We start from the raw sequence: 21,380 nt of genomic DNA, 5'->3' as shown, positions 1-21,380 counted from the left end.
CCCGGCCTCACCCCTGCGTCAGGTCCGGCCCGACGCTCCGCCCGCGCACCAGCTCGACCGGTCCGCCCGCCCGTTCCCGGGCGGCCAGCGCGGCGGCCGTACGGTCCCAGGACGGGCCGGTCAGCAGCGTCCGCGCCTCGGCCGGGTCGCAGAGCCGCCACTCGACCAGCTCGTCCTCCGGCAGCACGAGGGAGCCGAGCATCCGCTCCGTCACCGTGCCCCCGTCGAACACGTACACCAGGACGGCGGTGTCCCGGCCGGTCGCCGGGTCCGCCTCCGGGTCGGCCGCCGCACCAGGCTGCCAGTCCAGCGCCAGCAGTGGCCCCGGTTCCACGTCCCAGCCGAGCTCCTCGCGGATCTCCCGCCGGGCGGCCGCCCGGGGCATCTCCCGGTCCGCCTCGACCCCGCCGCCCGGCAGCGTCCAGTGCGGCACCTGCCCGAGCGGCCCGTCCCACGGCCGCAGCCGCACCAGCAGCACCCGGCCGGCGGCGTCGGTGAACAGTGCCCGCGCCTTGGTCCGGATGCGCGGCCGGGTGGCGTAGTAGGTCGCCCGGTCCATCGGCGGCTGCGAGGGTTCCGGCGGCCCCTCGGCGGACGGCGTCAGCCCCGGTGCGGCGGCCAGTCCGGCGTACTCGGGTACCGGCCCGTCGGCGGGCAACCGCCCGAGCGTGTGGCCGACCGGCCGGCTGTCCTCCAGCTCCAGTGGCCCGGTGTCGCCCGGTGCCCGCAGACAGGCCGTCACCCGGCGGGACAATCGCGGTGGCAGGGCGTGTCCGGCCTGCTCCGCCGTCAGCCAGGTCCAGCCGCCGACCTCCGCCGTGTCCGGCCGGAACGCCGCCACCTGCTCCGCCGTCAGCGGCTCGGCCCAGTAGAGGTACACGACGATCGGCCGGTCGCCCTCGCGCAGCAGCGCCCAGTCCACGCCGGCCAGCGGCCCCAACCGGGGCGTGAACCCCAGCTCCTCCCGGATCTCCCGCAGGGCGGTCTCCCTCGGCGACCGGTCCGTCGGCTCCCACCCGCCGCCCGGGATCGCCACCGGATGCTTCCGGTCGTACGGCAGCCGCACCACCAACAGCCGCCCCGCCCCGTCGGAGAACAGCACCCCCGCCGCCGCCATGACGTCCCGGCCCACCGCGCCCGAGCTCTCCACCCCGACTCCCTCCGTCACGCTCTCCCCGGACACGACAACCCGGGCCACCCCGATGGTTCCCGCTGAACGGCCCCGCCGATCCCGGCCGTGACCGGCACCGTCCCCGGTCGCGGGGGAGCGAAGGTGTCAGCGGTGGCCCAGGACGTTGACCACACGGCCGTTGGGGTCGCGGACGAAGAACCGCCGTACGCCCCACTCCTCGTCCTGCAAGGGGTGGACGATCTCCGCACCGCCGGCCAGCACGGCCGCGTAGGCCGCGTCCACGTCGTCGACCTCGACGCTCAGGTCGGGGGTGACCGGTGCGGTCCTGTCGCCGGTCATGAAGCTGACCTGCGCCGCCGGGCTGGACGGGGAGGCGAGCGTCATGATCCAGCCGTGGTTCATGACCTCCTCGAAGCCCAGCAGGCCGTAGAACTCCCGGCTCTCCTGCGCGGCCTCCGACCGGATGTTGGGCACGACACGGCGAACGGACATCGACGACTCCAGACAAGAACGGGAATGCCTCCGGGACCCTCCACAAGTACTACGCCACTCCCGCCGCCGCGCGCACTTCCGCAACAGTCCCCGGTTCCACCGCCTTCGCCGTCCCCGTCACTCCGGCGCGCTCCTCACCCCAGCGAGGCGAGGGCCTGCGCCGCGGCCCGGGCCATCTGCTCGTCGTGCCGCCGGCTCCCGCCGCGCAGGCGGGCGACGCCCTCCGCGGCGGCCAGTGCGAGCAGGCCCGGCAGGAGGTCGGTGCTGCGGGCGGCGAGCCAGCGGGTGCCCCGGGTGGCCATCCACCAGAGGTCGGCGGCCAGGCCCGGAGGCGGTTCGGCGGGAGCGGCGGTCGGGGGCGGGCCGAGGGGGTGGCCGGCCTCGGTGAGCAGGTCGTGGAAGCGCCGGGCGATCAGGTGGTGGCCCTCGGCGCTGGGGTGCAGGCGGTCGACGCTCAGCAGCCGGCGCTCCGTGAGCCACGGCAGCTCGGCGATGTGCAGGTGCACCGCCCGGTGGCGTTCGGTGAGGGCGTGCACCACGGTGTTGACCGCCCGCATCCGGCGCGCCAGGGGACGGGCGAGCGGCGCCGGGAGCCGGAGCAGGCTGCCCGGGTCGGGCAGGCAGGCGGTCAGCAGCCTGGCGCCGTGGCCGGACAGTTCCCCCATCGTGGCGTCCAGTTCCAGGGTGGTGCGCCGGATGTCGAAGCCCGAGCGCAGGGTGTCGTTGCCGCCGACCACCACCGCCGCGAGCTGCGGCCGCAGAGCCAGCGCGCCCGGCAACTGACGTGTCGTCAATTCCGTGGTGAGCGCCCCGCTGTATGCCAGGTTGGTGAACTCGACGTCCCGACCCTCGGGCGGCAGCGCGTGGGCCAGGACGGCGGCCCAGCCGCGCCAGCCCTCGCCGACCTGGTCCCCGACCCCCTCCGTGAGCGAGTCCCCGAGGGCGACGAAGCGCAGCAGCTCGCCGGCCGTGGGGCGTTTTTCCGCGGCCCGGCCGCGCCCGGCCTCCAGCATGCTCATCCTGACCCCCGACCTCCGTCCACCGCCTCGTCGTCGCGTACACCGTGTGCCGCCAGGAACGCCGCCACCGCCGCCGGCCAGCCGTACCGCTCGGCCTGGGCCCGGGCGGAGGCCCGTCGCAGCTCCTCCGGCCGACCCAGCAACTGCCGTACGGCGGAGGCGAATCCTTCGCCGGTGTCGACGGCCGCCACCCCGGCGAGCCCGACCAGGCCGGGCAGCGCGGAGGAGCGGCTGACCACCACCGGGGTCCCGCACGCCAGTGACTCCATCGCGGCCAGCCCGAAGGTCTCCACCGGGCCGGGGGCGAGCACCACGTCCGCGCAGCCCAGCAGTCGGGCCAGCTCCGCCCGCCCGCCCAGGTGCCCGAGGAAGCGCACCGGCAGCCGCAGCCGCGCGGCCCGCGCCGCCAGCCGGTCCCGCAGCGGGCCGGTGCCGGCCACCACCAGCACCGCGGGCCGCCGCCGGGCCCGCAGGGCGGCCAGCGCCTCGATCGCCCGCTCGGGCCGCTTCTCCGCCGAGAGCCGGGAGCAGAGCACCAGCAGCGTCTCGTCCGGAGCGGCGTACCGGGCCCGCTCGGCCGCCCGTGCGGTCGGCGGCAGCGGGCGCATCGCGTCGAGGTCCACCCCCAGCGGGGCCCGGACCAGGTTCGGGGTGCCGATCCGCCGGAACTCCGCCGCCGCCCAGTCGGTGGTGCAGAGCACCGAGTCGTAGGCGCGGGCGGTGGCCGCGTTGAACCGGTCGGCCGTCGCGCCCGCCAGCGGACCGGGCAGGCCCCAGGTGCGCAGCAGGCCGGCGGCGCTCTCGTGCGAGACCATCACCGAGCGCACGCCGTGCCGCCGCGCCCAGGCGCCGGTCCAGCGCAGCGTGGTGCGGTCGGACACCTCCAGCCGGTCGGGGGAGAACCTGGTCAGCTCGGCGGCGACGGCCCTCCGGTCGGTGAGCAGCCGGTAGCCGCCGCTGGCCGGCAGCACCGGGCCGGGCAGGGTGACCACCACGCCCTGCTCGGTCTCCTCCTCGGAGCGCCGCTCCCCGGGGACGATCAGCACCGGACGGTGCCCGGCCGCCCGGTACCCGGCACCGAGGTGGCGCAGTGCGGTGCGCAGACCGCCGGAGACCGGGGTGACGAAGTTGGCGAGCCGGACGATCGTCAGCGCCTCGCCGGCCATCGGAGCCTCACCGGCGATCGGCGAGGCGCCGGCCGTAGGCGCCCCGCCGTCGGGAACGGAGCTCATGCCGGCAGCTCCTCCGACAGGGCGGGCGCCACCGGCGCGGCCGACGCCGGGGCGGCGGACGGCAGCCGCACTCCGCGGTGCTCCGCCAGCACCTCGGCGTAGTGCCGCAGCAGCAGGTCCCCGACCGCCTCCCAGGTGCGCGCGGTCACCTCGGCGCGCCCGGCCTGCCCGTACCCGGCCCGCCGCGCCGGGTCGGCGGCCAGCTCGGCGACCGCCCGGGCCACCGCCGCGGCGTCCCGGGGCGGCACCAGCAGGCCGGTGCGGTGGTGGGCGACCAGGTCCAGCGGGCCGCCCGCCGCGGGGCCGATCACCGGCACGCCGCTGGCCATCGCCTCCTGGATGGTCTGACAGAAGGTCTCCAGCGGGCCGGTGTGCACGAAGACGTCCAGGGTGGCGAAGCAGCGCGCGAGCTCGTCCCCGGTGCGCCGGCCGAGGAACACGGCGCCCGGCATCGAGGCCTTCAGCCCGGGCGCCGAGGGGCCGTCCCCGACGACCACCACCCGTACCCCGGGCAGCGCCGAGGCCGCCGCCAGCAGGTCGACCCGCTTCTCCGGCGCCAGCCGTCCGACGTACCCGACCAGCACCTCCCCGCCCGGGGCCAGCGCCCGGTGCAGCGCCTCGTCCCGGTGCCGGGGGTGGAACCGCACCGAGTCCACTCCGCGCGGCCACAGCTGCACCCTCGGCACCCCGTGCGCGGTGAGGTCCTGGGCGGCGGGGGTGGAGGGCGCCAGGGTACGGGCGGCCGCGCGGTGCACGGCCCGGATCCGCCGCCAGGCGGCGGCCTCCCCGAGCCCCCGCCCGGCCCGGTAGGCGTGCGCGTACCCGGCCAGATCGGTCTGGTAGACGGCGACGGCGGGCACCCCGAGCCGCGCCGCGACCTGCATCCCGCGCGCGCCGAGCACGAACGGGCTGGCCAGGTGGACGAGGTCCGGCCGGTGTCCGGCGACGGCGGCCGCCAGCTGCCGACTGGGCAGGGCGATCCGTACCTGGGGGTATCCCGGCAGCGGCACCGACGGGATGCGCACCACGGGAATCTCCGGCGCCGCGCCGCCGCCGAAGGTCTCCGGCGGGCACTCGGCGCCCCGCGCCGGCGAGGGGGTGACGACAAGGGGCCGGTGGCCCCGGCGGACCAGGTGCTCGGCCGTCCGCAGCACGCTGTGGGCGACTCCGTTGACCTCGGGCGGGAAGGATTCGGTGACGATGACGACGCGCATGCCAGTGTTCTGTCCGCGTCCGGCGTGCACCCGGCCAAAGGGATCTGTCGTAGAGGCGAACGCGGGTCGGCGATTTGCACCGCCGACCCGCGCTCCGGAGCCGGGCCCGCCACACCGTCCCGTGCGTCGGATCCCGGCCCGTCACACCGTCCCGCGTCCCGGCCCGTCACACCGTCCCGTGCGTCGGGGCCCGGACCGTCACACCGACCCGGCGGTCTCCTTGAGTTCCGCGTACGGCGCGAGCTTGCGGATCGACGCGATGCTCCTCAGGCAGTCGTCCTTGCTCTCCTGCGGGTCGCCGGTCACCACGATCGTCCCGTTGCTCGCCTTGAGCCGGAACCGGTGCATGCCGCCCTCGTCCACGTACAGTTCGAATTTCCCGGCCATGCCAGATACAGCCTTCCGCTCGGATGACCCCCTGGCACCGCAACCTAGGGCCCACCCCACCACGCCGCCCGCCGACCGGACCCGTTCGGGTCACACCGCCGCGCGGCGTCGCCGACCGGCCGCGCTCCCGGGCCCCGCCGGGCGACCGGGCGAGCAGGCGAACGGCCCACGCGCGGACGCGACGGGCCGGTCTCGCCCCACCCGCGCGTGGAGTCTCCGGCCCGGGGTCCGCCGCCCGACCGGAGCCGTCCGCGTCGTCAAGTGTCGTTGACGACACCTCGGTTCTCCGTGTCCGTACCGTCGGGCGCACCGCTCCGCGGGAGCCGCCGACGGCGATGACGGTGATTCGTCAACAAGTCGGGCAGTCGATAAGGTGCGTAGTCAACTGCCGCGCCTCGCACCTGAGGCCCGGTCAGGATGCGCGCCCTGGTGGGGCGGAGCTCCGCCGTGCCCGTCCGTGAACCTGACCGGTCGAGCCGTCGGGCACGGGCGCGGTCTTCGCGGTCGGGCCGACCGGCGCCGCCCGCTCGGGATCAGGAGGAATGCATGGCACAGATCATCGCCGAGGTGTCGCGGACGTTCAACGAGTACCTGCTGCTCCCGAACCGGACTCGGACCGACTGCGGGCCCGCGGCCGTTGATCTCCGGACGCCCCTGGTGCGGCACCGGGTGGGCGAGGCCTCGGCGATCGAGCTGCACGCCCCGTTCGTGTCGGCGATCATGCAGGCGGTCAGCTCCCCGGAGCTCGCGATCGCGCTCGCCCGCAACGGCGGTCTGAGCTTCATCCACCACAACCAGCCGGTCGAGGAACAGGCGGCGGCCGTCCGGAAGGTGAAGAACTTCAAGGCCGGTTTCGTCACCAGCGACACCAACGTCCGGCCCGACGACACCCTCCGCGACCTGGTCGCGGTGATGCGCCGGACCGGCCACAGCACCGCCGCCGTCACCCACGACGGGACCGCGACCGGGCGTCTGCTCGGCCTGGTGACCTCGCGCGACTTCCACCCCCAGCGGCACGACCTCGACGGCCCCGTCAGCGGCCGGATGACCCCCCTCGGCGAGCTGCCCCACGCGGGCGGCGACGTCACCCTCTCCGAGGCGAACGCGAGGCTGTGGGAGGAGCGGCTGGACTGCCTCCCGGTGCTGGACGGCGAAGGGCACCTCCAGCACCTGGTGTTCCGGTCCGACTACGCGGACAACAAGCGCTTTCCGAACCAGGTCGTGGACGGCGGCAAGCGCCTGCGCGTGGGCGCGGGCGTCAACACCCACGACTACCGCGAGCGGGTTCCGGCCCTGTTGGAGGCGGGTGCGGACGTCCTGTGCTTCGACTCGTCCGACGGCTACAGCGACTGGCAGGCGGAGGCGCTGACCTGGACGAAGAAGAACTACCCGGAGATCCCGATCGGCGGCGGCAACGTGGTGGACGGCGAGGCGTTCACGTTCCTCGCCGAGGCCGGCGCCGACTTCGTGAAGATCGGTGTGGGCGGCGGCTCCATCTGCATCACGCGCGACCAGAAGGGCATCGGCCGGGGCCAGGCCAGTGCCGTCCTCGACGTCGCCGCCGCCCGGGACGCCTTCCTGGAGCGCACCGGCGACTACGTGCCGCTCTGCTCCGACGGCGGCCTGGTGGAGGACTACCACGTGGCCCTGGCGCTGGCGATGGGCGCGGACTTCGTCATGATGGGGCGGTACTTCGCCCGCTTCGACCAGGCGCCCGGCGCGAAGGTCCCGACCCGGGACGGCTTCGTCAAGGAGTACTGGGGCGAGGGCTCCAACCGTGCCCGCAACTGGCAGCGTTACGGCCAGGGCGGTCAGGGGCTGGTCTTCGAGGAGGGGGTCGACGGCTACGTTCCCTATGCCGGCGACCTCAACGAGGGCCTGGCCACCACCATGGCGAAGATCAAGTCCACCATGGTCTCCTGCGGTTCCGTGACGCTGCCGGAGTTCCAGTCCACCGCGCGGCTGACCCTGGTGTCCGAGCAGAGCTTCCAGGAGAGCCACGCGAGCGTCACCCTGCGGGACACCTCCGGGACGGTCGCCTGAGCAACGGCGTGAGCGGTCGCGACGCGGAACCCCGCTGAAGGGACCCCGCGGGCGTACCCGCGACGAACGGGCCGACGACGAACGGACCCGCGGGCGACCGGGCCCGTGCATGACCGGACCCGCGGGTGATCGAGAGCCGGAGGCTCGACCACCCGCGGGTCCGGTGCCGTCAGCCGGCGAGGTGGGCGTCGAGCCACCCCGGGAACTCGGTCAGGTCCTTCAGGACGACGTCGGCACCCGCCTCGCGCAGTTGGTCCGCGGTGAACGGCCCGGTGGCCACGGTCACCGCGAGGGCGCCGCCGGCCCGCGCCCCGGTGATGTCGCCGAGGTGGTCGCCGACGTAGACGGAGGCGCCCTGCTCGCGCAGGACGGCGCCCTTGCGGTCGGCGAAGACCGAGCCGAAGACGTCGTCGACCTTGATGCCGAGTGCGGCGAGGTTCAGCCGGGCGTTGGGCTCGAACTTGCCGGTGACGACGATCGTCCGACCGCCGTGCCGGTGGACGGCGGCGATCGCCTCCAGCGCGCCGGGCAGCAACTCGCCCACCGGGGCGCCGTATTGGGGGAACAGCGCCCGGTACCGGTCGGCGGCCGCGTCCACCTCGTCGGCGGGGAACCAGTTGGCCAGCTCCTCCTCGATCGGCGGGCCGACGCGGGTGATCGCCAGGTCGCTGTCGATGGCGACCCCCGTCTCGGCCGCCACCATGTCCAGCACCGCCTTGATGCCCGGCCGGCCGTCGGCCAGCGTCATGTCGAGGTCGAACCCTATGGTCAGTGCGGGTGCGGGGGACGCGTTCTCGGTCGTGTTCATGGCAGCAATGATCCGACCAACCTTGTGGCGAAGCAAGTTTGAGACTTCGTCAGACCTGAGGGACTGATGCTTGGCGACAGGTCGGGTTCCCGCTGGGCGCGTGGGGGAGCCGCAGGCGGCCGACTCCGGCAAACCGCCCGCAATCCGGCAGACCCGATGATTTCGACGCCAATGCCGTTGCGGCCAGGGCATTTTCGGCCTGACTTACCGTCAATTACTGTTTCCCCCTGGATGAAAGACCAGGCGATCTTGCCGAGGGGTCGCCCGCGATGTAGCTTCGTCTGTAGCGTCATGAACACGCCAGCTAGCGGTGCGGAATCAACCGGGGGGCTGTGTTTGCCGATGAAGTTCTGGTGTTGACCAGTGATCCGACTGCCACGGGCTGCGTGAACGTGCCCAGGGGGGCTCCCGGCTCTGGAAGGGCCCGCCGATGAGATTTCCGGCGTAGGAGAACCGTTTCCCCGGGCAGGCGCATCGGCCGCTTCGGCACGATGGCGGATCGTCCCCCTCACTCTGCAAATCCGGAACCACTTTCAGTAGCAGGCCTTTCCTGGCGTGCCCGCGTGCTCACGTACCCGCGTGCTCACGTGCTCACGTGCCCGACTGCTCACGGGCTCGAGCGCCCGCCGGGACCTTTCACTGCCGTACGGCAGCAAGGAGGACTCATGAAGACCGGTCATCAGCGGGACGGCGAATCAACGGTTCCAGTGTTCAAGGACTTCCGGGCCGGCGTGGCGTTTCGCGACGTCATGCCCGTCCTGGCCAGCCGGGAGTCCTTCGGTGCGGCGATCGACGGCCTCACGGAGTGGTCGACTCCACTCGCCCCGGACTACGTCGCCGGCATAGACGCGCGCGGCTTCATCCTCGGTGGGGCCCTGGCGGACCGCCTGGGCTGCGGCTTCCTGGCCATTCGCAAAGAGGGGAAGCTGCCGGGCGAGACGGTGGGGCGGACGTTCTCCGGCGAATACTCGACCGACCGGATCGAGATTCGCAAGGACCTGGTGCCGCCCGGTGCCCGGGTCCTCATCCATGACGACATCGTCGCGACCGGGAACTCGGTGGCGGCCGCCGTGGAAATGCTCGAGGAGCTGGGCGCCACGGTGGTCGGAATCACGTGCTTGATCGAGAAGTCGTTCCTGAAGGGAAGGTCGCGCGTGAGCGTGCCTCTCTTCTCGGTCTATTCCTTCGACGCGTAAGGGAGTTGCTCGTGGCAGTGGAAACAGCACGGCAGACGTCGGTCCAGGAACGCCTCACACAATTATGGGCCGCCCGGCTGGAGATCTCGTCGATCGGCCTGGACGAGGACTTCTTCGAACTCGGCGGCGACTCGCTGACCGCCGCGGAACTGCAGGGGGACATCGACCGGGAATTCGGGGTGGAGGTGTCGGCCACGACCCTCTTCCTGTCGCCCACCATCGCGGAGTTGACCCAGGTGATCGAAGAGGCGGTGGCGGCGGCCCGGCCCGGGACGGCCGAGGCGTACCCGGGAGGCCGGCAGTGAGCACCGGCACGGCGGGAGACCTCACCGATCCCGCGCTCTACTCCCAGGGCGAACCGCACGAGGTCTGGCGCCGCCTCCGCGAACACGACCCGGTCCACTGGCAGCCGAACTCCGGCCGTGGCGGCGGCTACTGGGTCGTCACCCGGTACGCCGACGTCGAGCGGGTGCTGCACGACTACTCCGCCTTCACCTCGGAGCGGGGCACCCTGCTCAACCTGCTCGGCCGAGGCGACCCGGCGGCCGGGAAGCAGCTGGCGGCGACCGACCCGCCGCACCACGACCGGGCGCGGATCCCGCTCAAGCAGGCCCTCGCCGTCAAGCCGCTCGCCTCGTTCTCCGACCGGATCCAGGCCGGTATCCGTGACCTGCTCGCCCCCGGAGCCGACGGACAGCCCTTCGACTTCGCGGTCGCGATGGCCCGGCTGCCCCTGGTCGCCCTCAGCCCCATCCTCGGGCTGCCCGCCGAGGACCACGAGCGCCTCATCCGCCTGGCCATGATGTCGACGGCGGAGGAGGACCCGGAGTTCCAGCTGCCGGGCGGCGTGGAGCCGACCCTCAAGCGCGGCCACCGGGAGATCTTCGCCTACTTCTCGGACCTGGTCCGGGCCAGGCTGCGGGATCCCGGCGACGACCTGATCAGCGTGCTGGCCGAGACCGAGGTGGACGGCGAGCCCATCTCGACCGGCTCGGTGATCTCCAACTGCTACAGCATGCTGCTGGGTTCGGCCGGAACGCTGCCGCACGTCCCGATCGCCGCGATCGTCGAACTGGCCGGCAGCCCGCGGTACGAGGACTGGGCCTCGCACCCGGAGCTGCTGGACTCCGGCATCGAGGAGGCCCTGCGCTGGGCCACGCCGGCCAGCAACTTCATGCGCTACGCGCTCCAGCCGGTCGAACTCTCCGGCGTGCGGATCGCCGAGGGCGACGCCGTGGTCGCCTACCTCGCCTCGGCCAACCGGGACGCCGAGGTCTTCCCCGACCCCGACGTGTTCGACATCCGGCGCCGCCCCAACCGGCACCTCGCCTTCGGCGTCGGCCACCACTACTGCGTCGGCTCGCACCTCGCCCGGCTGGCCCTGCGCCTGCTGTTCACCGAGCTGTTCGCGACGTTCTCCTCGATCGAGGTGGTCGGCGGGATCGAGCGGATGCACTCGACGTTCCTGGCCGGCTTCAAGCGGGTGCCCGTCGCGGGCGTGCCCCGCGGGGCCACCGTGAAGGGCTGAGGCGGATGACCCACTGGGTACCGGACCTGCCGGTCGTGCCGCTCGACGCCCCGCCGCACATCCTCGACCTGGTCGAACCGTTCCGGGGCCGGGGCGCGGCGGTCGTGGACGCCGGGGGATCGCTCGACCACGCCGAGCTGGACGAGCGGTCCGCCGTGGTCGCCACCGCGCTGCGGGCCGCCGGGGTGGAGCCGGACAGCCCGGTCGTCGTGCACGCGCGGCTGTCCCGCTGGGCGGTCGTCGCCATGCTCGGGGTGCTGCGGGCCGGAGCGCGGTACGTCCCCGTGGACGCGGGGTTCCCGGTCGCCAGGCAGCGCTACATCGCGGAGGCCAGCGGCGCGCGGTTCGCGGTGTCGGAGCCCGGGCTGGACGTCCGGCTCGACGGCCTCCGCACGGTGCCGGCCGACACCGACGGCCCCCGGGGCGGGACCGTCCGCGGCACCCTGGCGTACACCTGCTTCACCAGCGGGTCGACCGGCCGGCCGAAGGGCGTCACGATCTCCGCCGCCGCGCTGGCGGCCTCGACCGCGGCCCGGCTCGCGTACTACCCGACGCCGGTCTCCACCTTCCTGCTCTGCTCGTCGATCTCCTTCGACAGCTCGGTCGCCGGCATCTACTGGACCCTGGCCTGCGGCGGCCGACTGGTCATCCCGAGCGACCGCCCGGCGGACCTGCTGGCGGTCGGCCGGGCCGCGCGGGACCACCGGGCGTCGCACCTGCTCATGCTCCCGTCGCTCTACGACATCGCCCTGCGCGGCGGCCTCGCCGAGCGGGCCGGCACGCTCTCCACGGTGATCGTCGCCGGGGAGGCCTGCCCGCCCGACCTGGTCCGGCAGCACTTCGACGCGCTCCCGGGCACCCGGCTCTACAACGAGTACGGCCCGACGGAGTGCACGGTGTGGAGCGCGGTCCACGAGTGCACTCCGGCGGACGCGGACCTCCCGGACGTGCCGATCGGCGGCGCCGTCCCCGGGACCAGCCTCTACGTCCGCTCCGCCGACGGCGCCGCCGTACCGCCCGGGGAGCCAGGGGAACTCCACATCGGCGGCCCGGGCCTCGCCGAGCCGGCCCGCGAGCTCTACCGCACGGGGGACATCGTGTCCGTCACCGCCGGGGCCGAGCTGCGCTTCCACGGCCGGGCCGACCACCAGCTCAAACTCGGCGGGATGCGCGTCGACCGCTCCGAGATCGAACAGGCGCTGCGCACCCACCGGGACGTGGCGGCGGCCGCGGTCGGCGTCTGCACCGTCCAGGGGCGGAAGAAGGTGGTCGGCTTCGTCAGCTCGACCACCGGGGAGGTCGACCGGCGCAGCCTCCGGGCGCACCTCATCGAACGCCTGCCGGCCGTCGCCGTACCGAGCCGCATCGTGGCGCTGCCCCGGCTGCCCGTGCTGCCCAACGGCAAGGTCGACCACGGCGCGATCGACGAGCTGGCCCACGACACTCTGCTGCAGAAGAACTGACCGACGGAAGGAGGTGGGGACGACCGTGGCAGCACCCCGTTGGCTGATGTGCCGTCAGCGTCGCCCCGACGCCGCCCTGCGCCTCTACTGCTTCCCGCACAGCGGCGGTTCGCCCGGCGAGTACCTGCGCTGGGCGGACCGGCTCCCCGCCGAGGTCGAGGTGTGGGGGGTCCAACTCCCGGGCCGCGGGAGCAGGATGCGCGAGCCGGCCATGACCGACCTGCGGGAGCTGGTCGGCGCGTTGACGGAACAGGCCGAGTTCACCGGCCCGTACGCCTTCCTCGGACACAGCCTCGGCGCGATCGTCGCCTACGAGACGGCCGTCGCGCTGCGGGCGCTCGGACGCCCGGAGCCGGAGCGGCTCATCGTGTCCGTGAACGGCCCCCCGCACCTGCACCGCCCCGGACTGCCGCTCCACCTCCTCGACGGCGTCGACTTCGTCCCCCGGGTCGAGGAGCGGTACGGGCCGCTGCCGCCGGAACTCGGGAACGACCCGCGGATGCGCGAGCTGTACCTGGCCAACCTGCACGCGGACCTGACCGTCGTCGCGACCTACCGGCACGTCCCGACCGCCCCGCTGAGCTGCCCCGTCCTCGCGCTCGGTGCCACCGACGACTGGGAGGACGAGAGCAGGCTGCGCGAGTGGGGCCGGCACACCACCGGCCCGTCCGACGTCCGGATCCTTCCGGGCGGCCACTTCTACTTCCGGGACCACCCGGACCTCTTCTTCGACTGCCTGACGGACAGCCTCGGCACCCTCACCGGGGCCCCGGCCGTCCGTTCGGCACCCGACCCCAAGGGAGCGCCGTGACCAGCCAGACCATCGACCTGCGGAGCGACACCGTCACCAGGCCCAGCGCGGCCATGCGAGCCGCCATGGCCGCCGCCGAGGTCGGCGACGACACCCTCGGCGACGACCCCACGGTGATCCGGCTGGAGCGGATGCTCGCCGACGCCTTCGGGTTCACCGGCGCGCTGTTCCTGCCCAGCGGGGTCATGGCCAACCAGCTCGCGCTCCGGCTGCTGGTGCCGCCCGGGCAGGAGCTGCTGGCCGACGCCGGCGCGCACTTCCTGCTCTACGAGGACGGCGGAGTCGCCTGGCACGGCGGGATCCTGACCCGGACGACGGTCTCCGAGGACGGCCTGATCGACCCGGAGGTGCTCGCCCGGATGATCCGTCCCGCCACCGCCTACGGCAGCGGGACCCGGGCGGTGGCGGTGGAGAACACCCACAACGCCGCCGGCGGCGTGGTGTACCCGCTGGCCGTGCTGGAGGAGATCCGGCGGGTCACCCGCGAGGCCGGGGTCACGGTGCACTGCGACGGCGCCCGGATCTGGAACGCCCACGTCGCCAGCGGCGTCCCCTTCGAGGCCTACGGAGCCTGTTTCGACACGCTGTCCCTCTGCTTCTCCAAGGGGCTCGGCGCGCCCGCCGGCACCGTGCTGCTCCTGGACGCCGACCGCGTGGAGGAGGCCCGGGTCATGCGGCACCGGATGGGCGGCTCCATGCGGCAGACCGGGATCCTGGCCGCCGCCGCCATCCACGCCTTCGAGCACAACATCGGTCGGATGGCCGAGGACCACGCGAACGCGGCCCTGATCGCCGGTCTGCTGCGCGACGGCGGACTGGACGTCCGGGAGCCGCAGACCAACCTGGTGTTCGTGGAAGTGCCCGACGCGGCAGGGGTGCAGGAGCTCTGCGCGGCGTCCGGCGTTAGGGTCTCGGTGATGGGACCGCAAACGGTCCGCCTGGTGGCCCACTTGGACGTCGACAAGCAGCAGTGCGAGCGGGCGGCACTGACGGTCGCCGAGGCTGTCGCCCAACTGGCCGCGGGCAACTGAGCACGTGTAGGAGCAGCTTGAGATGTCGTTCCGAGTGTGGCTGTCGGCCAGGTTCTTCCTGTTCTTCCTGACCTGGAGCTCGTACCTCTCCTACTGGGGGGTCTGGCTGCTCGCTTCCGGTTTCGGACCGACGGAGGTCACCGCGGTCATCACCGCCGGTCTGCTGTCGCGCTCGGTCTCCATCGCCGTCGTCTTCCCGGTGCTCTGCCGGACGGTCCCGCTCCGGAGACTGTCGCAGCTGCTCGCCTGGACGGCGACGGCGCTCAGCCCGCTCTACCTGACACACCCTCAGTTCGCTTCGATGATGGTGGTGTCGGTCCTCGTCGGCATCAGCTACCCGCTGCTGATGCCGTTGAGCGAGACCCTCGCGACCATCGGCGCGGCGAACGGGCAGGTCGACTACGGGAGCGTCCGCTACTTCGGTTCGGCGGGGTTCCTCTTCGGCCTGGGCGTGTCCGGCGTGGTCGGGCGGACGGTCGGCAGCGGCGCGCTGGTGGGGGTCTTCGTCGTCGGGTGCCTGCTGCTCGCGCTGGCGGACCTGGCGCACCCCGTCGGGTTCCCGACGGTGGCGACCGTGGCCGGCGGTGGCCGCGGCCGGCTGCTGCGCAACCGCGTCTACGCGCTCGGCCTGGGCAGTTCCGTGCTGCTCCAGGGCGCCCACGCGGCCTACTACGCCTTCGGCGTCGAGTACTTCGGCCGGCTCGGCGTGTCGAGCATCAACGTCAGCCTCATGCTGGCGCTGGCCGTGGGGTGCGAGCTGCTCCTGTTCAAGTACGCGGGGCCGATGCTCGGCCGCTACCCGGTCCCGGTCCTCTTCGCCGCCGCCGCGGTGCTCTCGGTGCTGCGCTGGGGCCTGCTCGCGGTGCCGATGCCGCTGGTGTGCGTCGTGCTCACCCAGACGCTCCACGCGGGCACCTTCGCGCTGACCCACGTCGCGCACGCGCGCTGCGTGCAGGGCCACGTCCCCGAGGACCTCTGGTCGGACGCCCAGGCGCTCTACGCCGGGTTGGCCATCGGCCTCGGTGTCGCCGCCGTCACCGCCGTCACCGGCCCGCTCTATGCGGCCTCCCCGCACTGGGCGTTCCTGGCGATGGCCGCGGTCTGCCTGCCCTGCTTCCTGCTGGTCCGGTGGCAGGTCAGGCTGCTGCGGGACGGGGCGGAGGTTCCCGAGCGGGTCGCGTGAGCGCGCCGTCCGGCTGCCGCCGCGCCGCTGTACCGGCGTACCCGGGCGGGGCGCGTACGGCACCGCGGCCCGGCGCGGGGTGAGCGCCGGGCCGCGGGGGCCGCGGGGTTCAGCAGTTGGCGAGGATGCCGGTGAGCGCGTTCTTCTCGGCGCTGTCCACGCTCAGGCCGTAGTACTGCTTCACCTGCACCCAGGCGCGGGCGTAGGTGCAGCGGTAGGAGGCCTGGGGGAGCCACTCGGCCGGGTCGCGGTCGCCCTTGGAGCGGTTGCTGCTCGCGGAGACCAGCAGCAGCTGGGGGCGGGTGACGTCGTTGGCGAAGGCCTGGCGCTGGGGGGTGGTCCAGGCCCAGGCGCCGGAGGCCCAGGCCTCGGAGAGCGGCACCAGGTGGTCGACGTCGAAGGAGGAGGCGTTGGTGGTGGTCGCGCCGTCGTACGGCGAGGACCAGTTGCCGCTGGTGGCCTTGCAGGAGGTGTCGGTGGCGACGTTGCTGCCGTCCCGCTTGACGACCCACTCGCGGGTGTCGCAGGTGCCGCTGACGGTGATCCAGGTCGGGAACAGCGTGCGGTCGTAGGTGTCGCCGTGGGTCTCCGCGGTGGCGGGCATCGCGGCGAGGTACGTGCGGGCGGTGGCCGCGGAGATCGGGGTCGGCAGGGCGGCCTGGGCGGGGGTGCCGGCCGTGACGACGGTCACGGCGGCGAGGACGGCGGCCACCGGTATGCAGGACAGGAACCGGCGTGCGGGTGCGCTGGGGGCCATGGCGGACGCTCCATCATCAGATCGGATGAACTGCTGAATTGCGTGCGCCAGTGTGGCGATTCGATGACCTACGCGGGTAGACCCGGGAAGTGAAATCCTCGTGCACATCGGACGTGCACCGGACAAGTCCGGCGCACGCCACGGAGGTTCACGAGGATTTCAGGGGATGTGTCGGCTTCTCCGGCTGCCGCCGGGAGTTCAGTCGCGGCGCCGGCCCGCCATCCAGACGTAGACCAGGATGCCCGCGAACAGGAACAGGACGCCCTGGTAGACGGCGGCGTAGCCGGCCCCGGCGAGCAGCCAGATCGAGAAGGCGAAGGCGCCCAGGCCGAGGACGGCGTCGCGCACCAGCCGCCCGCCGTCGACCTTCTCGCCGGCCCCGCGCACCAGCCAGTACAGCTGGGCGGCGGTGGAGAGCAGGTACGGCACCGTCGCGGTGAAGGTGGTGACCAGCACCAGCATGTCGAAGGCGCCCTTCGCGCCGCTGGCGAAGTTGAGCACGGTCAGCGCCGAGGCCAGCGCCACGCTGACCAGCACGCCGAAGGTCGGCACCCCGCGCCGCTCCTTGCCGAAGGCGGCCGGGAACAGGCCGTCCTTGGCGGCCGCGTACGGGGCCTGGGCGGAGAGCAGGGTCCAGCCGTTGAGGGCGCCGGTCATCGAGACCAGCGCGGCGACGGCGATCGCCGTGCCGCCCCAGGTGCCGCCGAACATGGCGTTCACGGCGTCCGAGAACGGCGCGGCGGAGTGGACGAGCTGCTGGTGCGCCACGGTGCCGAACACCGCGAGGGTGCCGAGCAGGTAGACCACCGCCGCGCCGGCCGTCCCGAGCACGCTGGCCCGGCCGACGTTGCGCTCCGGGTCGCGGACCTTGCCGGCGCTCATCGCCGCCGACTCCACACCCAGGTAGCTGAACAGCAGGATCGCCGCGGCGGCGGACATCCCGCCGGCCCAGCCCTGGCCGCTGGCGTCGAAGGGCCCGAGGTTCTTCGGGTCGAAGAAGAACAGCCCGCCCACCGCGACCAGCAGCAGCGGGACGAACTTCAGCACGGTGGAGACGAGTTGGACCGCCCCGACGTAGCGGGTGCCGGCCAGGTTGGCCAGCGCCGGCAGCCACTGGAAGGCCAGCGCGGCGGTGATCTCCAGCGGGATGGAGTGGTGCAGCGGCAGCAGCACGTCCAGGTACCCGACGGCGGCCACGGCGAGCGCGGCGTTGCTGACCCAGGTGGTGATCCAGTACGACCAGGCGGACAGGAAGCCGGCGAAGTCCCCGAAGGCCTCGCGGGCATAGACGTACGGCCCGCCGGTGCGCGGGTTGCGGCGGGCCAGCTGCCCGAAGACCAGCGCCAGCGCGATCGCGCCCACGGTGAGCACCACGAAGGCGACCAGGCTGACCGTGCCGAACGGGGCCACGGCGGCCGGGATCATGAAGATGCCGCCGCCGATGATGTTGCCCATCACCAGGGCGGTGGCGGTCGTCAGCCCGAAGCGGCGGCCGCCCTTCCGCGGCGTCGGGCCGGTCGGTGCGGTGCCGGTGGGCGGGGAGTCGACCGGCCCCGGGGTCTCCGGGCCGCTCGGTCGGGTCGCCTGCCGAGGTGCGGCGGGACTGGTCTGCATGAGGGTGGTGCGCCTTTCGTGGTGCTGCTCCTGCTGCCGCCGGGTTGCGCGGCCGCGCTCGCTGCTGCTCCCGCCCGGTGGAGCGGTGGAGCGCCATGGAGCGACCGTTCATGCTCGGACCGGGCGGCACTGTGCACCAAATCGGCGGGATTTGTTCAGTTCGCCGGGTCCGTCACCGCAAGACTTGCGGTCGCGGGGCGGCCGGACGGGTACTCGTCCGGCGCCCCCCTCGCGGCTGTTCGACCGGATTCACGGACGTACGCCCGGATTCGTCCGGTCGGGGGAGTTGCCTCACCCGATTGCCTCAGCCCGGTTGCGGCGCGCGCCCGAAGCCGTGCGTTCGTGTGCCAACGTGGGCGCGGCGCCTCCCCGGTGGGGCGCGCCCAGCCCGTCGGGCGGCCGAACCGGCCGGTCGGGGGCGCGGGTTGAGGACCAGAGACGAACCAAAGGACAGCAGATGTCGCTTCGTGGGAAGATCCGCAAGCTCGCCGTGATCGTCGCCGTGGCCGGTGCCGTGGTGGCGGTCCCGACCTCGGCCATGGCGGGGGGCTTCGCTCCGACGCAGTCGGAGGGGCAGAGCCTGGAGTCCGGCTCCGCGGGCGTCGGCCTGTTCGGCCCGCACGCTACCTGGTTCAACTTCGCCGAGCACGGCGAGAGCGACTGCGGCTGCTGATCCCCTCCGCACCCCGAGCCCGGAGGCCGTCCGTCGGCCTCCGGGCTCACCGCTGTCCGGCGACGGGAGGCCCCGGGCTCACGAGCGTCCGGCCCCGGGCCCCGGGCTCACGACCGTCAGTCGGCGTCGGCCCCCGGATTCACGGCCGCCCGGCGGCGGCGGGCTCCGGCAGCTTCGCGGCGCGGGCCCCGGTGCCCCGGACCGCCGCCCGCTCCCGCAGCTCCTTCAGCACCGCGATGTCCATCGCGTGCCCGGTGCCGTCCCCGCCGTGCTTGCGGTCCGGGGTCTCCACCACCAGCGGCACCCCGGCCGTCTCCGGGTGCTCGAACAGCTCGCGGAAGGGCTCGGCGCCGATCATCCCGGCGCCGATGTTGGCGTGCCGGTCCTTGCGGGCGCCGACGACGTCCTCGGAGTCGTTGGCGTGGATCAGCCGCAGCCGGCCCGGCCCCGCGGCGGCGGCCAGGGCGTCCAGGGCGGCCGTCACCCCGCCCGGCTCCGCCAGGTCGTGCCCGGCGGCGAAGGCGTGGCAGGTGTCCAGGCAGACCCCCACCTTCGGGTGATGGTCCAGCGCCTCCATGTACGCGGCCAGCTCCTCCAGCCGCGAGCAGAGCGAGCTGCCCTGCCCCGCCGTCGGCTCCAGCAGCAGCCAGGGCGCGTCGTCGCCGAGCCCGTCCAGCTCCTCCAGCAGCGGCCGGACGTCCGACCGGACCTGCGCCATCGCCTCGGCCCGGCGCGAGCCGCCGCCGGGCGCGGTGCCGACCGCCGAGCCGGTGTGCAGGACGACGCCGAGCGCGCCGATGGCGTGGCCGCGGCGCAGCGAGTGCCGCAGCGAGTCGGCCGAGCGCTCCCGGGTGGCCGGGTTGTCCGAGCCGAAGTTGATCAGGTACGGGGCGTGCACCCAGGCCGGGACGCCCCGCTCGGCGCAGGCGGTGCGGAACTCCTCGTCCTGCGCCGGGTTGCCCGGGGGAGTGGCCCAGCCGCGCGGGTTGGCCACGAACACCTGGACCGTCTCCGCACCGACCCGGCCCGCGTACGCCAGGCCGGTGCCGGCCAGCCCGCGACCGGCCACCGGGACGTGCGCGCCGATCGGGTTGCGGAGGGCGGCGACGGACGGTACGGGTGCGGTGGTCATGGCCCCGAGCATGCCACGCGCCCGGCCCCGGTCGTCGGGCGGGCCAGGACGGGAGGTCCGGAGGCCCGGCTCCCGGCGGCCCGAGGAAAAGGTTCTCTGTGCTCGATCGAGTGAATCCCGCCTGGAAACCGGGGGCCGCGCCGCCCGCATCCGTCACGATCCGGGACCAGAGGACCGCACGACCACCGAGGAGGCAGCCGTGACCACCGCCGAGCCGGCCGAGACCGTCGACCTGCGTGCCGACCACCTGATCCGCGACCCCTTCGCCGCCTTCGCCGACCTGCGCGAGCGCGCCCCGCTCGCCCGCGCCACCATCCCCGGCGTGGAGCCGTTCTGGATCGCCGTCCGCTACCAGGACGTCCGCACCGTGCTGTCCGACCCGCGCTTCGTCAACGACGTGAACGCCGTCGACGGCCCCGTTCCCGACCACCTGACCGCAGACCGGCCCGCCGCCGATGGCCCGACTCCCGACGGGACCGCCACACCCGTCCCCGTGCACCGCACCGAGCAGGTCTGGCGCGCTCGGGGTATGCCGCCCGAGTGCGCGCAGTACCTGCGCGCCGGGGTCTTCGCCGCGGACGGCGCCCGGCACCGCCGGATGCGCGGTCTGGTGCACCCGGCCTTCACGGCCGGCGCCGTGGAGCGGCTGCGCCCCCGGATCGAACGGCTCGCCGAGGAGTACGCCCGGGCGCTGCCCGACCACGCCGACCCGGACGGCGTGGTCGACCTGGTCGCGCACTTCGCGTACCCGCTGCCCGTCACGGTGATCTGCGAGCTGCTCGGCATCCCCGAGTCCGACCGCCCGCAGTGGCGCCGCTGGAGCTCCTACCTCGGCCGGGGCGCCGGGCCCGGCCTGGACGAGGCGTTGCGCGCCATGGTCGCCGCCGCCCGCTCGCTGGTCGAGCTCCGCCGGGGCGAACCCGCCGACGACCTGCTCTCCCGACTGGCGGCCGCGGAGGGCGACAGCCTCGCCCCGGTCGAGACCGTCTCGCTGATCCTCAACCTGGTCGTGGCCGGGCACGAGACCACCGCCACCCTGATCGGCAACGGCACGGCCGCGCTGCTCGCCCACCCCGAACAACTGGAGCTGCTCCGGGCCGACCCGGGCCGGCTGCCCGCCGCCGTCGACGAGCTGATGCGCTGGTGCGGCCCGACGATCGGTGGGGTGCCGCGCTACGCGACGGAGGACCTCACGCTGGCCGGCACCCTGGTCCGCAGGGGCGAGGCGGTGATGCCGATCCTGGCCGGAGCCAACCACGACCCGCGGGCCTATGCCGAGCCGGATCGCCTGGACATCTGCCGGGCGAGCACGCCGGACCGCGCCGGGCACCACGAGGCGCACCTGGGCTTCGGGCACGGCACCCACCGCTGCCTGGGCGCGGTGCTGGCGCACCAGGAAGCGGTGGTCGCCTTCGAGACGCTGCTGCGGACGTACCCGGAGTTGGCGCTCGCGGTCGGTCCGGAGGCCGTCGAGCGCGGACCGAACCCGGCCGCCTGGCACCTCGCCGCGCTGCCCGTCCGCCTCGGGCCGCAGGCCCCGGCCCGGGCAGCGGCCGCCGGCTGAGCCGGTCCACCGGGCCGCAGGTACCCGACGTACCCGCCGCCCGGAAACCCCCGAGACACACCCCGACGCGCCCGACCGCCGCCTGCGGTCGGGCGCGTCGC

20 protein-coding genes are annotated in these 21,380 nt (G+C 74.0%); 10 read left to right on the top strand and 10 right to left on the bottom strand.

All coding sequences use genetic code 11. From position 1 onward, the window contains the following. Window positions 1–7: 7 nt before the first annotated feature. The 6 genes from ACLWS4_RS17200 to ACLWS4_RS17175 form a co-directional block, all read right to left on the bottom strand. A complete protein-coding gene (locus tag ACLWS4_RS17200) occupies window positions 8–1,168 on the bottom strand; it encodes an NUDIX hydrolase (protein ID WP_416874507.1) in 1,161 nt (386 codons plus the stop codon). Window positions 1,169–1,276: 108 nt separating this feature from the next. Further along, on the bottom strand, window positions 1,277–1,624 hold the full coding sequence (locus tag ACLWS4_RS17195) for a VOC family protein (RefSeq protein ID WP_049652054.1): 348 nt from the start codon (window positions 1,622–1,624) through the stop codon (window positions 1,277–1,279). 134 nt (window positions 1,625–1,758) lie between these two features. Continuing rightward, window positions 1,759–2,643, bottom strand: coding sequence for an SGNH/GDSL hydrolase family protein (locus ACLWS4_RS17190; RefSeq protein ID WP_416874506.1), 885 nt, complete (start codon window positions 2,641–2,643; stop codon window positions 1,759–1,761). Then, complete coding sequence (locus ACLWS4_RS17185) at window positions 2,640–3,875, bottom strand: glycosyltransferase (RefSeq protein ID WP_416874505.1); 1,236 nt, start codon at window positions 3,873–3,875, stop codon at window positions 2,640–2,642. The genes ACLWS4_RS17190 and ACLWS4_RS17185 overlap by 4 nt, the downstream gene beginning before the upstream one ends. Next, window positions 3,872–5,089 (bottom strand): glycosyltransferase family 4 protein, encoded by a 1,218-nt coding sequence (locus ACLWS4_RS17180; RefSeq protein WP_079272522.1) that lies wholly within the window; start codon window positions 5,087–5,089, stop codon window positions 3,872–3,874. The genes ACLWS4_RS17185 and ACLWS4_RS17180 overlap by 4 nt, the downstream gene beginning before the upstream one ends. Before the next feature lie 198 nt (window positions 5,090–5,287). Continuing rightward, a complete protein-coding gene (locus tag ACLWS4_RS17175; protein WP_049652112.1) occupies window positions 5,288–5,476 on the bottom strand; it encodes a YegP family protein in 189 nt (62 codons plus the stop codon). Window positions 5,477–6,022: 546 nt separating this feature from the next. Here ACLWS4_RS17175 and ACLWS4_RS17170 point away from each other — a divergent pair. Then, a complete protein-coding gene (locus tag ACLWS4_RS17170) occupies window positions 6,023–7,519 on the top strand; it encodes an IMP dehydrogenase (protein ID WP_375875419.1) in 1,497 nt (498 codons plus the stop codon). A 169-nt stretch (window positions 7,520–7,688) separates the two neighbouring features. Here ACLWS4_RS17170 and ACLWS4_RS17165 read toward each other — a convergent pair whose 3' ends face one another. Next, window positions 7,689–8,327 (bottom strand): HAD family hydrolase, encoded by a 639-nt coding sequence (locus ACLWS4_RS17165; protein ID WP_220450140.1) that lies wholly within the window; start codon window positions 8,325–8,327, stop codon window positions 7,689–7,691. A 665-nt stretch (window positions 8,328–8,992) separates the two neighbouring features. Between ACLWS4_RS17165 and ACLWS4_RS17160 the strand changes: the two genes are divergently transcribed. The 7 genes from ACLWS4_RS17160 to ACLWS4_RS17130 are packed head-to-tail and all read left to right on the top strand — an operon-like array spanning window position 8,993 to window position 15,539. Further along, window positions 8,993–9,523 (top strand): adenine phosphoribosyltransferase, encoded by a 531-nt coding sequence (locus tag ACLWS4_RS17160; RefSeq protein ID WP_049652115.1) that lies wholly within the window; start codon window positions 8,993–8,995, stop codon window positions 9,521–9,523. An 11-nt stretch (window positions 9,524–9,534) separates the two neighbouring features. Next, complete coding sequence (locus tag ACLWS4_RS17155; RefSeq protein ID WP_074004520.1) at window positions 9,535–9,828, top strand: acyl carrier protein; 294 nt, start codon at window positions 9,535–9,537, stop codon at window positions 9,826–9,828. Next, the gene (locus tag ACLWS4_RS17150; protein WP_049652117.1) at window positions 9,825–11,051 is read left to right on the top strand and encodes a cytochrome P450; all 1,227 of its coding nucleotides are present in this window, start codon (window positions 9,825–9,827) and stop codon (window positions 11,049–11,051) included. Before ACLWS4_RS17155 ends, ACLWS4_RS17150 begins: the two co-directional genes overlap by 4 nt. 5 nt (window positions 11,052–11,056) lie before the next feature. Further along, window positions 11,057–12,514, top strand: a complete 1,458-nt coding sequence (locus ACLWS4_RS17145; RefSeq protein ID WP_416874504.1) for an amino acid adenylation domain-containing protein — start codon at window positions 11,057–11,059, stop codon at window positions 12,512–12,514. 25 nt (window positions 12,515–12,539) lie between these two features. Then, entirely contained in the window at window positions 12,540–13,325 is a 786-nt protein-coding gene (locus ACLWS4_RS17140; protein WP_416874503.1) for a thioesterase II family protein, read from the top strand. Beyond that, a complete protein-coding gene (locus tag ACLWS4_RS17135; protein WP_416874502.1) occupies window positions 13,322–14,356 on the top strand; it encodes a threonine aldolase family protein in 1,035 nt (344 codons plus the stop codon). Before ACLWS4_RS17140 ends, ACLWS4_RS17135 begins: the two co-directional genes overlap by 4 nt. Window positions 14,357–14,378: 22 nt before the next feature. After that, window positions 14,379–15,539, top strand: coding sequence for an MFS transporter (locus ACLWS4_RS17130; protein ID WP_380741093.1), 1,161 nt, complete (start codon window positions 14,379–14,381; stop codon window positions 15,537–15,539). Window positions 15,540–15,648: 109 nt separating this feature from the next. On the opposite strand, the gene ACLWS4_RS17125 is transcribed toward ACLWS4_RS17130, so the two are convergent. Together ACLWS4_RS17125 and ACLWS4_RS17120 are read right to left on the bottom strand one after the other, a co-directional pair. Then, complete coding sequence (locus tag ACLWS4_RS17125; RefSeq protein ID WP_049652121.1) at window positions 15,649–16,296, bottom strand: HNH endonuclease family protein; 648 nt, start codon at window positions 16,294–16,296, stop codon at window positions 15,649–15,651. A 198-nt stretch (window positions 16,297–16,494) separates the two neighbouring features. After that, a complete protein-coding gene (locus ACLWS4_RS17120; RefSeq protein ID WP_387828827.1) occupies window positions 16,495–17,910 on the bottom strand; it encodes an amino acid permease in 1,416 nt (471 codons plus the stop codon). A 457-nt stretch (window positions 17,911–18,367) separates the two neighbouring features. Between ACLWS4_RS17120 and ACLWS4_RS17115 the strand changes: the two genes are divergently transcribed. Further along, entirely contained in the window at window positions 18,368–18,583 is a 216-nt protein-coding gene (locus tag ACLWS4_RS17115; protein WP_049652123.1) for a hypothetical protein, read from the top strand. A gap of 139 nt (window positions 18,584–18,722) precedes the next feature. On the opposite strand, the gene ACLWS4_RS17110 is transcribed toward ACLWS4_RS17115, so the two are convergent. Next, window positions 18,723–19,715, bottom strand: coding sequence for a deoxyribonuclease IV (locus ACLWS4_RS17110; RefSeq protein WP_416874501.1), 993 nt, complete (start codon window positions 19,713–19,715; stop codon window positions 18,723–18,725). A 199-nt stretch (window positions 19,716–19,914) separates the two neighbouring features. On the opposite strand from ACLWS4_RS17110, the gene ACLWS4_RS17105 reads away from it, so the two are divergent. After that, entirely contained in the window at window positions 19,915–21,279 is a 1,365-nt protein-coding gene (locus ACLWS4_RS17105; protein ID WP_375875424.1) for a cytochrome P450 family protein, read from the top strand. The last annotated feature ends 101 nt before the right edge of the window (window positions 21,280–21,380 follow it).

Origin of the sequence: Kitasatospora sp. SC0581 (assembly GCF_048159585.1) — a bacterium.
Taxonomy (GTDB): domain Bacteria; phylum Actinomycetota; class Actinomycetes; order Streptomycetales; family Streptomycetaceae; genus Kitasatospora.
Note: the sequence above shows the minus strand (reverse complement) of the source record. Positions and strands in the feature narration are given on the sequence as shown.

Bases quoted from the DNA above. Each gene is read 5' to 3' on its own strand.
- ACLWS4_RS17195 (WP_049652054.1), bottom strand. From the start codon at position 1,624: ATGTCCGTTCGCCGTGTCGTGCCCAACATCCGGTCGGAGGCCGCGCAG.
- ACLWS4_RS17190 (WP_416874506.1), bottom strand. From the start codon at position 2,643: ATGAGCATGCTGGAGGCCGGGCGCGGCCGGGCCGCGGAAAAACGCCCC.
- ACLWS4_RS17185 (WP_416874505.1), bottom strand. From the start codon at position 3,875: ATGAGCTCCGTTCCCGACGGCGGGGCGCCTACGGCCGGCGCCTCGCCG.
- ACLWS4_RS17180 (WP_079272522.1), bottom strand. From the start codon at position 5,089: ATGCGCGTCGTCATCGTCACCGAATCCTTCCCGCCCGAGGTCAACGGA.
- ACLWS4_RS17175 (WP_049652112.1), bottom strand. From the start codon at position 5,476: ATGGCCGGGAAATTCGAACTGTACGTGGACGAGGGCGGCATGCACCGG.
- ACLWS4_RS17170 (WP_375875419.1), top strand. From the start codon at position 6,023: ATGGCACAGATCATCGCCGAGGTGTCGCGGACGTTCAACGAGTACCTG.
- ACLWS4_RS17165 (WP_220450140.1), bottom strand. From the start codon at position 8,327: ATGAACACGACCGAGAACGCGTCCCCCGCACCCGCACTGACCATAGGG.
- ACLWS4_RS17160 (WP_049652115.1), top strand. From the start codon at position 8,993: ATGAAGACCGGTCATCAGCGGGACGGCGAATCAACGGTTCCAGTGTTC.
- ACLWS4_RS17145 (WP_416874504.1), top strand. From the start codon at position 11,057: ATGACCCACTGGGTACCGGACCTGCCGGTCGTGCCGCTCGACGCCCCG.
- ACLWS4_RS17130 (WP_380741093.1), top strand. From the start codon at position 14,379: ATGTCGTTCCGAGTGTGGCTGTCGGCCAGGTTCTTCCTGTTCTTCCTG.
- ACLWS4_RS17125 (WP_049652121.1), bottom strand. From the start codon at position 16,296: ATGGCCCCCAGCGCACCCGCACGCCGGTTCCTGTCCTGCATACCGGTG.
- ACLWS4_RS17120 (WP_387828827.1), bottom strand. From the start codon at position 17,910: ATGCAGACCAGTCCCGCCGCACCTCGGCAGGCGACCCGACCGAGCGGC.
- ACLWS4_RS17115 (WP_049652123.1), top strand. From the start codon at position 18,368: ATGTCGCTTCGTGGGAAGATCCGCAAGCTCGCCGTGATCGTCGCCGTG.
- ACLWS4_RS17110 (WP_416874501.1), bottom strand. From the start codon at position 19,715: ATGACCACCGCACCCGTACCGTCCGTCGCCGCCCTCCGCAACCCGATC.